This is a genomic window from Gracilibacillus saliphilus (assembly GCF_010994085.1).
Taxonomy (GTDB): Bacteria; Bacillota; Bacilli; order Bacillales; family Amphibacillaceae; genus Gracilibacillus; species Gracilibacillus lacisalsi.
Map to the genome: position 1 here is coordinate 51,177 of NZ_WJEB01000027.1, position 14,734 is coordinate 65,910.

The 14,734-nt window shown below is 37.7% G+C and carries 16 protein-coding genes; 7 read left to right on the forward strand and 9 right to left on the reverse strand.

Annotated elements, in window-relative coordinates; genetic code table 11:
- Positions 1–398: 398 nt before the first annotated feature.
- The 4 genes from GHT08_RS15785 to desA form a co-directional block, all read right to left on the reverse strand.
- Complete coding sequence (locus GHT08_RS15785) at positions 399–1,802, reverse strand: MDR family MFS transporter (RefSeq protein WP_163582436.1); 1,404 nt, start codon at positions 1,800–1,802, stop codon at positions 399–401.
- Between the two features lie 146 nt (positions 1,803–1,948).
- The gene (locus GHT08_RS15790) at positions 1,949–2,548 is read right to left on the reverse strand and encodes a response regulator transcription factor (protein WP_163582437.1); all 600 of its coding nucleotides are present in this window, start codon (positions 2,546–2,548) and stop codon (positions 1,949–1,951) included.
- Positions 2,545–3,678, reverse strand: coding sequence for a sensor histidine kinase (locus GHT08_RS15795; RefSeq protein WP_163582438.1), 1,134 nt, complete (start codon positions 3,676–3,678; stop codon positions 2,545–2,547). Before GHT08_RS15795 ends, GHT08_RS15790 begins: the two co-directional genes overlap by 4 nt.
- A gap of 192 nt (positions 3,679–3,870) precedes the next feature.
- Positions 3,871–4,923, reverse strand: coding sequence for a Delta(5) desaturase DesA (gene desA / locus GHT08_RS15800; RefSeq protein WP_163582439.1), 1,053 nt, complete (start codon positions 4,921–4,923; stop codon positions 3,871–3,873).
- 491 nt (positions 4,924–5,414) lie between these two features.
- On the opposite strand from desA, the gene GHT08_RS15805 reads away from it, so the two are divergent.
- The 4 genes from GHT08_RS15805 (at position 5,415) to GHT08_RS15820 (ending at position 9,212) form a co-directional block, all read left to right on the forward strand.
- Entirely contained in the window at positions 5,415–6,710 is a 1,296-nt protein-coding gene (locus tag GHT08_RS15805) for an ABC transporter substrate-binding protein (protein ID WP_163582440.1), read from the forward strand.
- Between the two features lie 83 nt (positions 6,711–6,793).
- Positions 6,794–7,720 (forward strand): carbohydrate ABC transporter permease, encoded by a 927-nt coding sequence (locus GHT08_RS15810; protein ID WP_193568313.1) that lies wholly within the window; start codon positions 6,794–6,796, stop codon positions 7,718–7,720.
- Positions 7,721–7,736: 16 nt separating this feature from the next.
- Positions 7,737–8,573 (forward strand): carbohydrate ABC transporter permease, encoded by an 837-nt coding sequence (locus GHT08_RS15815; protein WP_018932131.1) that lies wholly within the window; start codon positions 7,737–7,739, stop codon positions 8,571–8,573.
- Between the two features lie 15 nt (positions 8,574–8,588).
- Positions 8,589–9,212, forward strand: coding sequence for a YesL family protein (locus GHT08_RS15820; protein WP_163582441.1), 624 nt, complete (start codon positions 8,589–8,591; stop codon positions 9,210–9,212).
- Between the two features lie 46 nt (positions 9,213–9,258).
- On the opposite strand, the gene yfkAB is transcribed toward GHT08_RS15820, so the two are convergent.
- Entirely contained in the window at positions 9,259–10,392 is a 1,134-nt protein-coding gene (gene yfkAB, locus GHT08_RS15825) for a radical SAM/CxCxxxxC motif protein YfkAB (protein WP_163582442.1), read from the reverse strand.
- Between the two features lie 664 nt (positions 10,393–11,056).
- On the opposite strand from yfkAB, the gene GHT08_RS15830 reads away from it, so the two are divergent.
- The gene (locus GHT08_RS15830) at positions 11,057–11,455 is read left to right on the forward strand and encodes a potassium channel family protein (protein WP_163582443.1); all 399 of its coding nucleotides are present in this window, start codon (positions 11,057–11,059) and stop codon (positions 11,453–11,455) included.
- 414 nt (positions 11,456–11,869) lie between these two features.
- Here GHT08_RS15830 and GHT08_RS15835 read toward each other — a convergent pair whose 3' ends face one another.
- Entirely contained in the window at positions 11,870–12,145 is a 276-nt protein-coding gene (locus GHT08_RS15835) for a gamma-glutamyltransferase (protein WP_163582444.1), read from the reverse strand.
- The gene (locus tag GHT08_RS15840) at positions 12,142–12,300 is read right to left on the reverse strand and encodes a hypothetical protein (protein WP_163582445.1); all 159 of its coding nucleotides are present in this window, start codon (positions 12,298–12,300) and stop codon (positions 12,142–12,144) included. The genes GHT08_RS15835 and GHT08_RS15840 overlap by 4 nt, the downstream gene beginning before the upstream one ends.
- 142 nt (positions 12,301–12,442) lie before the next feature.
- Here GHT08_RS15840 and GHT08_RS15845 point away from each other — a divergent pair, with 142 nt between their 5' ends.
- Both GHT08_RS15845 and GHT08_RS15850 read left to right on the forward strand, forming a co-directional pair.
- Positions 12,443–12,994: a chromate transporter gene (locus tag GHT08_RS15845; RefSeq protein ID WP_163582446.1), complete on the forward strand. Its 552-nt coding sequence runs from the start codon at positions 12,443–12,445 to the stop codon at positions 12,992–12,994.
- 2 nt (positions 12,995–12,996) lie between these two features.
- Positions 12,997–13,527 carry a chromate transporter gene (locus GHT08_RS15850; RefSeq protein ID WP_163582447.1) on the forward strand — a complete coding sequence of 177 codons (531 nt, stop codon included), beginning with the start codon at positions 12,997–12,999 and terminating at the stop codon, positions 13,525–13,527.
- A gap of 32 nt (positions 13,528–13,559) precedes the next feature.
- Here GHT08_RS15850 and GHT08_RS15855 read toward each other — a convergent pair whose 3' ends face one another.
- Positions 13,560–14,009, reverse strand: a complete 450-nt coding sequence (locus GHT08_RS15855; RefSeq protein WP_163582448.1) for an Lrp/AsnC family transcriptional regulator — start codon at positions 14,007–14,009, stop codon at positions 13,560–13,562.
- Between the two features lie 317 nt (positions 14,010–14,326).
- A complete protein-coding gene (locus GHT08_RS15860; protein ID WP_163582469.1) occupies positions 14,327–14,611 on the reverse strand; it encodes an amidase family protein in 285 nt (94 codons plus the stop codon).
- Positions 14,612–14,734: the final 123 nt, after the last annotated feature.

Here is a 14,734-nt window from a genome sequence, read left to right on the forward strand (position 1 = left end):
ATCTTCAGATCACCCTGATCCTACAGGAGTCGAAGTGGACGCCTATGCTAAATAACGTTCTAGATTGTTTTAACGTATGGACATTACGTCTTTTATTTCACACTATATAAAACCACAAAAAGTTAGCTGATACATACATTATAGAGCTGTTTCATAGCGGAGGCCGCCCGCTTCAACTCCTGTGGAAACTGTTTTACCTGAAGATCCACTTTTTCAAGCGGTTATTGCTTGGAAAAGTTAGCTGAAGGTAAAACACCACGGAAAGGGAAGCGGGCAGCCGGAGCGATGCTTTCCGTCTACATATCATTTCAAAATGACCATCTATGATACAAAAACACTATCATGCTGCGTATTGTATACTGTCCTTATAAAGCACAAAAAGGAGATTAGCTTGCATACTAATCTCCTTCTTCTTCATCATACGGCTTACTGTTTTTAATAAAAAAGGATAGAATTAAACCTATTAAGGTGATAATCGAAAGGACTAAAAAGGCTGTATTCGCGCCAGTTATCCCTGGGAATTGATCACCGCTTTGTTCAGCAATTGATTCTGCCTGTGTTAATACTGTAACGATAATTGCCGTACCAACAGATGCTGACACATTACGCAATGTATTATCCATTGCTGCACCATGGGCAATTAGTTTTTTTGGTAATTGATTTAAACCAGCAGTCGCTGCAGGCATCATTACCATAGAAATACCTAGCATTCTAATTGCAAACACAATTGTCAAATACGTAATCGATGTTTTATCATCTAAAATCGTGAATAGGAATGAGCCGATTACCATTAATGAAAAGCCTACAATCGCAAGCCATCTTGCACCAATTTTATCAAATATCCGTCCTGTTATCGGAGACATAAAGCCGGTAATTAGTGCACCTGGTAAAATAACCAGCCCTGATTGTACGGCCGTAAAATCCCTAGCTTCCTGCATGTACAACGGCACAAGAGTTTCCACTGCAATTAACCCCATAAATGCAATCATACCAAGCGTTACTGTTAATGGGAAAATCGAATAAGTAAAGACTCGAAACTCTAACATTGGGTGTCGTAATTTCAATTGTCTTAAAATAAACCAGATTAGTGAAATAACCCCTATTATTAAAACAACAATCGTAATCGGGGAGCCCCAACCGTTATTCCCAGCACTTGTAAAGCCATATAACAGCCCACCAAACCCTAGTGATGATAAGATAATCGATGGGATATCTAGCTTTGGTTTCGAAATCTCGGTTACATTTTTCATCACAAAATATGCGATGATGATATCAATAATAGCAATAGGCAATATTATGTAGAATAAGACGCGCCATGAATAATGTTCTGTAACCCATCCTGATAATGATGGACCAATTGCTGGAGCAAAAGAGATAACTAACCCTACTAATCCCATAATTGATCCCCGTTTATTAACTGGGAATATCATAAGAAATACAGTTTGCATTAATGGTAACATCACACCTGCACCAGCAGACTGAATGACCCGTCCAGCTAATAATACAGCAAAATTCGGTGCTAATGCTGCTACCAACGTACCGAAAGTAAATACAGTCATTGCAGTAATAAATAATTGCCTCGTCGTAAATCGATCTATCAGAAACGCACTAATAGGAATCATTATTCCATTTACTAGCATAAAAATCGTCGTTAACCATTGTGCTGAGTTAGCAGTAATTCCCATTTCATTCATAATCGGAGGAATTGCTGTAATCATTAACGTTTGATTCAATATCGCGATAAAAGATCCTGCCAGTAACAATGCAACGATAGTTCCTCGCTTTTGAACAGTTGTAGTCATTCTCTCACTCCCTTATTGTGCGTGTTCAAAAAGTTGCTGAATGAGATGACTTTTTGAACATCTTCTTTTAAATTACTTCTAGTCACGAAAGTTATTGTATGCCCTTTTACATCAAAATGCAAAAAATAGAAACCGAAAAACAGTTTCTATTTTAACCAGCCCTTTTCATTCACTTTTGCAATCGCCTCAATACGATTATCCACCTCTAGTTTATCTAGAATAATAGATATATAATTCCGAACCGTTCCATTGGATAAAAAAAGTTCTTTTGCAATAGTTTTTGTCGTTTTTCCTTCCGCTAACAATTTCATTACTTCGATTTCTCTTCTTGTTAGAGGGTTCTCTTCCGAAAAGGCGATATCTATTAATTCCGGTGAATAAACCCGTTTTCCTCTCATAATTTGGCGAATCGACTGTGCCAAATCCTCACTAGGACTATCCTTTAATAAATAGCCACTAACACCGGCATTTCTTGCTCTTTCGAAATATCCCGGTCTTGCGAATGTCGTGAGGATTACTACTTTACAAGCGTGGTTTCGTAACTGTTCCGCTGCATCCAGCCCTGTCATTACCGGCATTTCGATATCCATTAAGCAAATATCTGGCATTTCTTCTTTTACTAAAGCCAATACTTCTTCCCCATCATTGGCTTTTCCGACCACTTCCATATCTTCCTCTAAATCCAACAAAGCACCTAGCGCTCCTAATAACAACTGTTGATCTTCAGCTAGCACAATCCGGATCACAGCTCTTCCTCCTCTTCTATCTGTTTCAAAACTTTCGGAACAGATATATACACTTCAAAACCATCTTTTTTTCTCTTGATAGCTAATGTCCCATTGACAAATTCCAGCCGCTCTTTCATTCCTTTTAAACCATTTCCATAGCTCCTATTACTCGCATTACCGATACCATTATCAACCACTGCCAGTTGTATAGCCTGATTTGTTTCGGTAATATTAATCAAACAGGAAGAAGCATGGCTATGCTTCACTACATTGGTTACTGCTTCTTTTAAACACATACTTAACACGTTTTCTAAAAAAAGCGGGAGATGATCGCCATCAGCTTCAAATGTAATCTCTGACCCTATTTCTGCTGCATCTAGTAACTGCTTGGCATGTTCCACTTCTTCACTTAATCGGATACTTCTCATATTGGAAACCATTTCGCGAACTTCTTTCAATGCTTGACGAGCAGTGTCCTGCACATCTTGCAGCTCTTTTTTGACAGCTTTAGGATCTTTTTCGACCAGTTTGGCAGATAATTCACTTTTTAATCCAATCATCGATAACTTTTGCCCCAATGTATCATGTAAATCTCTTGCAATCCGATGCCGTTCTTCTATAATCGCTAATTGTGATATTTTTCTATTCGCATCTTCCAACTGTCCTTCCAATTTCTCCTGTTTTAATCGATTATAGCGATTTATCGGGATTAATATAACCCCTAAAATAGTCATAATTAAAAAGGGAATTTGACTTAAAAACAAGGAATAATTTAGTAAAAATCCTGCTGTCATCGCTCCAACAGTAGTAACGAGATGGATAACATACATCGTAATAAAACCTGCTTTACTGCGAATATTTCCTATATAAAAAGCAATGAATAGTGCAAAATAAACATATCCAAATAACATCGTCATCATGATATTTATCACAAATTCAATACTTAATCCTATGTATACCAATGGACCGTGCGAATTAAAAGTCATCCAATACACACCAAAAAACAACATTGTTGCGGCTATTCCTGCCGCAATCTCCCAAAGGGAAGTGGAATGGAAGATAAAATAAAATGGCAACACACAAAAAATGATCCAGATATATAAACTTAACCCCGTGTTCCGAGGGAATATATCATACCAATGCCTCATTGAAATCACCTCACGTAGGATAAACATGTACATTTATTGTTTATCTATATTTTGTTCTCCTGGCAAATTTGTCTATCATCTCTGTTTTTATGACAAATACTTAATGAATCTCAGCACTTCACTTTCAGATATAAATAACCCCCATCACCATTGTACCAAAAAGAATTGGAACAATGGGACAGGGGGAATTTATCAGGAACGAATTGTCTGCCTACCTTTAGTCGAAGGTAACGAAATATTTGATTTCTTTTTACTTCGCTGTTTCATTTCCTTAAAACTAATAAAAGTCTTTTGCTCTTCATCATATAGTCGAAAGCGAATTGATTCCAAGCTTGTCTTCAAGGTAATTGTTGTTGCCTTTTGCAATGGCGGTGTTTCTTGGTGCGCCTTCTCCAAATGGTAGTTCGGCACTCTTGGTGCTAGATGATGAACATGATGATAACCAATATTCCCTGTCATCCATTCCAACCATTTTGGCAACTTATAATAAGAGCTTCCGTCCACAGCAGCCTTCACATAATCCCATTCCGATTCATTCTCAAAGTAGGAATCCTCGAATTGATGTTGAACATAAAACAACCAAATACCAAGAACACCTGCTACATATGCAATCGGTAGTTGGACAAGTAAAATCGCCTGCCATCCTAATGTCAGCACGATAATCGCATAGATTGCAACTAACATAAAGTTGATTAAATACGTATTCCAGCGCTCTTTCTTACGAGCATCTTTCCGATTAAAGCGATTTTCATACAAGAATAATGAAAATGGACCTAAACCGAACATCACAAAAGGATTACGGTATAAACGATATTGTAACCTTTGCCATTTACTAGCTTGTTCATATTCATTAACTGTCATAATCCAAATATCACCAGTACCACGTTGATCTAAGTTTCCACTTGTTGCATGGTGAATCGAATGCTCTCTTTTCCATTTTTCAAAAGCAAAATGAGTAAGAACACCTGTCAATGTTCCAATCACACGGTTCCATTTCTTATTTTTGAAAAAGGATTGGTGGGCACAATCATGAAAAATAATGAATGTTCGTACCATAAATCCTGCCGCAACAACTGAGAATGCAAGACTCAAGAAAATGGAGACCGACAAACTTTGATATGCCAAAAACCACAATATAAAAAATGGTGGTATCGTGTTGAATAATTGAATCATGCTTGTTTTTGTTTTCGATGTTGCATACGGCATGACATCTTTTCTTAATTTCGCTTGTTTTTGTTTGCTCATCATCATCCCTACTTTCGAAGCTTACTATATATGCAGTTTACTCCAATTTAAGCTATTTTATAAGACGCAATTGTCAGCACTTTAAAATGACATTTGTCATGTATGGAGTAACATTTTTCCATGATTGGAAATACTCTATCCTGCTATTAGCAAACCGACTTACTGCTTTACATAGTATATAGGTTTACTACGTAAGAATATTGCACAAATCTCAGCACAAAGATAAATGTAAATGTTGATAAAAACAACGTGTATATAGTAATATCTTAACAATTTTTCACATAATATAGCTTCAAGTACTCCACAAAAACTCCAAAATTGACTTCCATACGAATGTAACCTGAACTTTTCACAACTTGTATTACTCTCAAGTAAATCATGGTACTTTAACTTTGTTTATCCTTAGGACTAACTAAGTTATCTTATTTGGTATTGGTTAGCCATCAACAGCTAATTAATATAATAAAGAATTATAGGAGGGTTAATGAGTAATGCTAAAAAAGTATGCGCTTTCATTATTGTTTTTCGTCCTCTTTATTTGTTTAGCTGCATGTTCAGAAGACGATGAATCCAGTGGATCAGGTGATAATGGCTCTGGTGGATCAGATGGTTCCGGTGAAAATGTAGAGTTAACAATGTGGGTTTTCCCGGGAATGGGAATCGATGAACAAATTGAACGATACCAGGAAGAGAACGGAAATGTCACAATTAATATCCAAGAAGCAGAGTATGCCGATCACCATCAAAACTTACTAACAGCTCTAGGTGCCGGTTCAGGTGCCCCGGATGTTGCAGTTGTTGAATCAGCTTATATAGAACAATTTAAAGTCAATCCTGATCAATTCCATAATTTAAATGACTACGGTGCAGAAGATATTAAAGGTGATTTTCTGGAATGGAGATGGCGCGAAGCCTCTTCTCCTGATGGCTCGTTCGTATTAGGAATTCCAACAGATGTTGGTCCGATGGCAATGGCATATCGAATGGATATTTTTGAAGAAGCTGGCTTACCAACTGATCCTGATGAGGTATCCAGTCAATTAAGCACATGGGAAGATTATATTGAGGCTGGTAGACAGATACAAGATGCTACCGGCGGATATATGTTTAATCATATTGCTGAAATTTACGGTGTTATTCGTGATCAAGGAGAAGAGCAATATTTTGATGAAGAGAACAATTTGATTATTGAAGAAAGTGAACAAATTGCTAAGGCATGGGAATTAGCTGTTGAAGCAATTGACATTCAACCAGGGATCGAAAGGGAATCCACTGAATATGGCGCTGCGTTAGCTCGAGGCGATTTTGCTACGGTTTTCTTACCACCGTGGATGTTGCAACGCATTAAAGATGATGCCCCAGACACAGAAGGATTATGGAATGTCGCTCAAATTCCTGAGGCTTCCGGAAACTGGGGTGGCTCATTGCTAACAATTCCTGCCCAAAGTGATCATCCTCAAGAAGCATATGACTTTATTTCCTGGCTAATGGCTCCAGAGCAACAATTGGAAATTTTCAAAAGCTATGGGAACTTTCCATCTACACCAGAATTGTATGATCATGAAGAAGTGCAAAACTATAACGATCCATTCTTTACCCGTGATGATTTAGGGGTAATGTTCGGTGAAGCTGCTGAACGTGTTGAATATGTTTACCGCTCACCAGACACTTCAACTGTTAACACGATTATCGATGATGCTCTTACATCGATACATGATGGTTCGGTAACCCCGGAAGAGGCGTGGAATAATGCCTTAGAAGAAATTGACAGGCAAATATCACGTTAGCACTCATATAGAAGGGTAAGAAGCTGACACTTCGCTTCTTATCCTTCTCATACTAAGAATTGGTAAACAAAGGAGGTAAAAAAATGGTTGAGCATAATACCGTACACTCCGAAGTCGATAATAAGACTAAGAAAAAGTATCGTCCTAAAATACATGATGCCCTATCAGGATACCTGTTTATATCACCCTTCTTTATCCTTTTTGCAATTTTTGGTGTTTATCCATTAATTTTTACAGCATACTTATCCCTTCACAAATGGAACGTGCTCGGTGAAAGAGAATTTATTGGGGTATCCAATTATCAAGCTCTGCTTACAAATGATCCTTTATTTTGGAAATCAGTAAGTAACACGTTTAGTATATGGGTTATTTCTACCGTTCCTCAATTAATTCTCGCATTAATATTAGCATTTATTTTAAATCAAGCCTTCTTAAAAGCAAAAGGCATTTTTCGACTTGCTGTCTTCATGCCTAATATCACGTCCGTTGTTGCTGTTGCTATTATTTTCTCCGCTATGTTCGGAACTAACTATGGTGTCATCAATTATGGCTTAACCTTATTTGGATTAGAGCCTTATGATTGGAAAGGGTCATATCTCGGAACACAACTGGCAATATCGGCTATGGTTATGTGGCGCTGGGTTGGATACAATACGATTATCTATTTAGCAGGACTTCAAGGAATTTCCAAAGATTTATATGAAGCGGCCACTATTGATGGCGCCAGTAAAACACAGCAATTTCTTTATTTAACCATTCCATTAATGCGACCGATTATCCTATTTACCGTTATTTTATCAACAATTGGTGGTATGCAGATCTTTGCTGAGCCACTATTATTTGGGCGTGGTGCCAGTAATCAAGGATTAACCATGACGCTATATTTATATGAAGAAGCATTTACTCGCTTTTCCTTTGGATACGGTGCTGCTATCGCTTGGGTTTTATTTGTCATCATCATTTTGTTCTCATTATTTAACATGTTCCTAACACAACGGATCAAGTCTTAGAAGGAGGGGATCCCCATTGAGAGAAGTAGGAGAAAAGAAAGTACCTAAGTTTTTCTTATACATTTTTTTAACCTTCGCATCCATTATCTCTATCTTTCCTTTTTACTGGATGTTCGTCATCGGCTCTAATACGAATTCAGAAGTAAATAAAATACCTCCAGCATTATTGCCAGGCCCGAATTTTGTTGAAAACATGCAAAAGGTATTTGAACGAATTGATTTCTTTGGCTCACTGTTAAATTCCTTCATCATATCTACAACCATCACGATTGCCGTTCTGTTCTTCTGTTCACTAGCAGGATTTGCATTTGCAAAAATAGATTTTAAATATAAAAATTTCTTTTTCATCTTTCTATTAGCTACCATGATGGTGCCACCACAACTTGGGTTAATTCCATCTTTTATGATTATTAGTGCCCTAGGATGGGTGGATCAACTACAAGCAGTTATTGTACCAGGTATGGTAAACGCATTTGGTGTATTCTTCATGCGTCAATATATTGCCAGCTCGATTCCAAACGATTTAATGGAGGCAGCTAAAATAGACGGTTGCGGTAACTTCCGTATTTACTGGAATATTGTTGTTCCCGCTATTAAACCCGCATTCGCCACACTTGGTATTATTACGTATATGAACTCCTGGAATGATTTCTTGTGGCCACTTGTAGTATTAAAGGATAAAAGTTCACATACGATACAAATTGCGCTTAGAACATTGAACGATGCTTATACAACGGATTATCCGATGATTTTAGCGGGTACGTTTCTCGCGACGATTCCTATTTTAATTGTCTTCTTGATTTTTAATAAGCAATTTATAGCAGGTATAACGGAAGGTGCCGTAAAGAGTTAACAGGAGGAATGAGCATTGGAGAAATTAAATTGGTTGGTAGTATGGTTATGGGAAATAATTAAAATTCAATGCTATTGTTATTTGTATATCCTTCGCGGAGGAGTGGTACTAGGGTTATTCCCTGCGATCACTGCTACTTATGCTTGTATTCGGCAGCTTTACATTCACAACAGTTATCAACCTCTTAAACAATCAATGAAAAAATACTACAAGGATAATTTTAAGGTTGCTAATCTAACAGGGTGGTTACTATCCACCTTTAGTGTACTAGTTTATTTCAATTGGTATTATGTTCCCCAAGTGGCTAATACGATTGTTAAAATTCCGTTATATGGTGTTTTAACTACTTTTACACTAACCCTGATTATTTGCTGGATATATATACTACCAACCATTACTCATTTTAAAGCTGGTACATTCGAGTATTTTTACATAGCTGTCATGGTTGGCTTAAGCAACTTATCACACACTGTATTGCAATTTCTCCTCATGATTATCCTTTACTTTCTGGCATTTCAGTTTATCCAGATTAGTATTTTTACCTTTGTACCGATATTAGCATTGATACAGCAGTATATTTGTCTATTTGTTTTTAATCGAACAACTAGGAATAAAGAAAGCAGTTATATCCCTTCATGAACGTTTTACCCCTGTTTCCGCGAAAGAAACAGGGGTATATTTTTCCTTAAAGGGTGATATTTGCTGATCTTCTCGTAAAATCAACATCTTGGTAATACGTATTTTTAACCAAAATATTTGGGCCTAAGCATTTAACCGCCGGACAATGGCAGTTCAATGTTTTTGCTGTTTTCGATTCCATCCAACGCTCGTAAGAAGTTTGTAACGGGGTGTTTTGAATATTACCGAGCGATGGCTCCGCGTCATCGCCAAAATCGGTCACAATCACTTCTCCAGAAAAAATATTAACATTAAGACGAGATCTCCCGTCCGGATCATTCCGTACCGTTACGTTTTTCTCCTTGTATAATCGTTTTAATAAAGCAAGCTCTTCTTCATTGCTGTTACATGGGTAAAATGGCAATGTTCCAAATAACATCCACATTGAATCGTCTCGATGATCGAGTAGCCGCTCAATGCCTTCTTGCATCTCTCTTAAATTGAGTGTTTCCAAGTTGCTAGCAAAATCTACTGGATACATGGGATGAATCTCATGGCGTGTACACCCCATTTCCACTACATGATCGTGGATCGACTCTAAATAAGGAAAAGTCCGTTTGTTCAGCATTGTCTCAGCAGAGACCATCACACCTTCTGCAGCAAGTCGTTGAGAATTTTCAACCATTCGTTCAAAATACTTTTTACGGTTCTCTTCAGTGGGCTTTCGCTCCATATTCGCAAAACCTGTTTCCGCAAATTCCTCATGCGTTCCCCAATTATGTGAAATATGTAGTACATCTAAATAAGGAATGATCGCTTCATATCGCGAATAAGGCAATGTTAAGTTTGAATTAATTTGTGTTCGAACGCCACGCTCATGTGCATAACGCAGCAACGGCACCACATATTCTCGCACTGATTTTTTAGACATCATCGGTTCTCCGCCAGTAATACTTAATGTGCGTAAATGCGGTATTTCATCTAATCGTTGCTTTAACAAAGAAAATGGTAATGCATCCGGATCCTTATCACGCAACGTGTATCCAACAGCACAGTGTGCACATCGCATATTACACAAATGTGTGGTGGTAAATTCTATATTGGTTAACGTCATCTCCCCATATTGTTCCATGTCCATGTAAGCTTCCCATGGATCATAATCTGGAGTAATCGGACGCTTTACTTCATTTACAAACGTCATAATCGTAAACTTCCTTTCTACTAACCTTCATGACCATTGTAACAAATATATAGATTTATTTCTTTAAGCTAATAAGAAAAACCGGCAACCCCCACCAGCCCTTTATTACTTGGGTAGTAATGATGAAATATTTGAACAGCTTGACCACCACTCCGGCTGCCCACTTCCCTTTCCGTGGAGTTTGCCCTTCGCTAAGTTCTGCTCTACAACTCTAGCATGAAGTAACATTGCTGGTTTTATACTTATGGATAGCGATTCTTGCTCTTATCTATTTTATAAAAGTCAACCTATTACTTCTGACACGAATTATTGCACCTTCTCATAGCGGAGACTAATTACGTAGACTCCTGCGGGAATAGGGCGAGCCGAAAATCCACTTTGCAAAGTGAATTTCTTTGTAAAGTTAGTTGAGGCCGTCCCCGCGGAAAGCGAAGTAATTAGTCGGAGCGTTGCCAATATACATCAAACATTTCAAAATAACTACTTGGCTTAACGCAGTCATTGCACTGATTTTATACTATCTTACCTTTTAAGAAAAGCGAACCGATGATGACTTAGCGTAGGACGTTCGTAGCTAAACAGGAACCCAAATTTTATACTTTCTTTCCTTGGAAGTTTGATTTACAGCTCAGTAGTTAATATATGAAGTAAAGGAGGTATCATCATGTCACAATTCTTATTAATCGCAGCCATTCTTTTTATCATCATTCATTTAGTCTATTTTTTCCGAAATAAGACCTATAAGAAAAGTTATTTTAGTACCGCACTCTTTATGAAACTATTTTTTGTATTGGGTGGTGTTACATTTGGCTTTGCTCTGCTTTATTATGCTTTATCTTTTGAGGAAACAGTGATTGTGCACGACTTATCGGCAGAAACTCCTATTGAGCACAGCTTTAGCAATCTATTATATTTTAGCGGTGTCACCATTCTTTCTATTGGTTATGGAGATATGATTCCCGTTAATACTGCCAGGTTCTTTGCTTTATTGCAAGCAGCGATTGGTGTATTGTTGCCCACTGCTTATTTTATAAAGGCATTAGATCAATCTAGAGACGAATAATATATGCTAAACTTGTAAAAAGCTCCACCCCTACAAAATGACAGCCACTTTTTCCTCCATTAATAACCAAGTGCTATGCCATCACTCCTTGGGTCACTTCCGGCAAGTTTGATATTTTCATCAGTTATTAAGATCGCTCCGGCGTGCCCATTATATCACTGTAGCTCTCTACTAACTCAATATTGTGGCCTTTTTTTCTTAACGCTGCTTGAACTAATGGATCGATTCTATTCTCTAATTTCAGTATATTAGAACTAACTCTCTTGTACAGCATATTGGTAATCGATTATTCTAGTTACTAGCGCTGCTTGGGTCTGCGGTTGATCTTCACCCCATCGTTCCATATACAAGGTATGACCGGTTGTTTTTAAACAACATTGCTGTATTAAGCGTATGAAAGGTCCGTTTTTTAGGTTATAATCGATTGACTGCTAAAAAGCTCCCGCTATTTTGCAGCAAAATCCCAAACTCTGGAGGCACCACTGCAGCACTATATTCATGATAAATGCTTTGAATCATCGATACCGCACTTTCCCATTTATCTACTATACCAAACCACACCGCGTCTCCTCTTGAATCAATGCGGTAAATGCTCCCGCTTCTTCTTTGTTCTCCTTCAACTAATTGTTGGCCATACTGTTTCGATAACAATTGATCAATAGCTGGCGTTGTATACTCCGTGTCTGTCACCCACTGATCATATGAGGATAGACAACCCCTAGCGTAGCAGCATGTATTACGTTACCACCTTTTTGCAATATTTTCATACCTGCTTGGGAAGCTAAGTAGTGTGGGGTAGTAACTACCCCATTTGTAGCCATTACCGTTGACCGATAAGCCTTCATACGATTGCTTCTAATTAACTTTAGTCATTTAAACAAGAATATCGTTTTCCTTTGTTAAATAATAAAACAATTATAATTAACTATAGTAAAATAAATATGTTAAGATAACAACAAACATAAAGAAAAAGGAGACAGCACAACGATGAAACACTTCCATATTTTTTGGGCATTTTTTAAAGTTGGTATTTTAGGCTATGGTGGTGGTCCTTCTTCCATACCACTTGTTCATAAAGAAGTCGTCGATTACTATAAATGGATGGATGATGAAGAGTTTTCTGATATTCTTGCAATCGGCAACACACTCCCGGGACCGATCGCAACAAAAATGGCTGGGTATATCGGGTACCGTGTCGCTGGATGGTTAGGTGCAATAAATGCTGTATTATCAACGACTATACCAACTATTATCGCGATGATCGTTTTACTCGTTTCATTAAGCAGTTTTAGTGAATTACCTTGGGTAATCGGGATGACACACGCAATTGTACCTGTTGTCGGTGTCATGCTCGCTATACTAACTTGGGATTTTGTCAAAAAAGGAACAAAAGATTTAGGTTGGAAGTTAAATGTAGCCTTGATTATCGGAAGTACTGTTTTGCTACAATTACTTAACATTCACCCAGCAATTATTATCATGGTATTATTGATAATTGCTTTTACGACAACACCGAAACAAGAAGGGAATGATAAATAACAATGATTTATTGGGAAATTTTTATCGCCTTCTTCATACCTGGAATCGTTGGTTATGGCGGAGGTCCCGCAAGCATTCCTTTAGTTCAAAATGAAGTAGTGAATCGCTATGAATGGTTAAGCCTTTCCGAATTTGGGGAGGTACTTGCTATCGGAAATGCGCTCCCAGGTCCAATCGCTACGAAGATGGCAGGATATATCGGTTATGAACAAGCAGGCATACTCGGTGCAAGTGTGGGGATTTTCGCAACAGTAGCACCTTCTCTTATTTTAATGATTATTTTACTTAGTATTTTAAATAAGTTTAAAAGCTCACCTAAAGTAAAAAGAATGACAATGGTTATCCGGCCTACAATTGCAGTACTACTAGGTATTTTAACGTTTCAATTCTTTTTCCAATCCTACGAGAACGAAGGAACATTACAAACCATATTATTAATCGTACTTAGCTGGCTTTTCTTAGTGAAATTCAAAGTCCATCCCGCATTCGTGATCATCGGAGCATTGGGATATGGTGCCATTTTTTTAGCATGACAGATTAAGCGCCCATTTTAAAGGGCGCTTTCTTATAATTTCATGCCTTTTCTATTCTTAAACCGTCGTAATAGAATATGACTTTCCACTCTAGTGATACCTTCTAAACTATATAATTCTTCGTTAATAAATGACTCCAGCTTTTTGAAATCCTCTACCAACACATGCATATGCAACGTGCTCGGTCCCGTCATTTGATAACAACTAGCAACACTTGGGTTATCTGCCAGATTTTGAGCTACCTCTACTAAGGAAGACGGCTCGCAATCCACTTCAAAAAAAGCAGACACTTGTTTACCTACTTTTTCAGAATTAATGACAGCACTGAATCCTTCAATAACCCCTTCCTCAATTAATTGATTTACCCTTTCGCGGACCGCTACTCTGGACAAGCCTAATTCTTTACCGATATCTACATAAGACATGCGGCCATTTCCCACTAATAATTCTAAGATTTTCTGATCCTTTTTATCCATTTTCACCTTGAGCACCCTTTCGCACAACTATATAGGTATAGCATGCTATTTGGTTAACAAAATGTCAAGAAAAGGTCTTTTTTCTTTCGAAACGAAAAAAGTTTCAGAAATTCCTGGACCGAATTGTGGTTGAACATCACGAATCCAGTCTCCATGATTCCTACAAATCTCACATCCTTTTAATATTAGGAATGTTTCCATCCAAGCCTGTAACCCTTCAGCAGATATTAACAATTCCTCTCTTCTTAAATGTGGTAGATCAATCTTTTCTTTTCACTCTTGTATCGGTATTTCTACCATATCCCATACTTCCCTCGGGAATATCATGTTGTAAAATTTTCTGAGTGATGACTAGGTTGCTCAAGCAAAACTTCAGCTACATCCGGAATGATCTCGATATCGTCAGCCTTAATCCCAACTGTGTCAAAGCTCTCAGCAAGTGGTATAACACCATTAACGGATGTTGCATTATGAGAAGGTCGAAAACCGTAGATTCCAAAATAGATCTTCATAATTCGAACACTACCACCAATATCAGTTCCTATTGAGAAGTCTACTAATCCAGCAGTTCCTGCTACAACTGATCCACTAGAAGACCTACCAGGAATTCTTTCAACTTTAAGATTAACTTAAAAAACATCGATGACCTGCTTGGAATGAAAATGGCCTCAAATTAAAAACATCAGACAGCATATCTCCTAAGTAATTATCTTTATTTTACTGAAACCTTT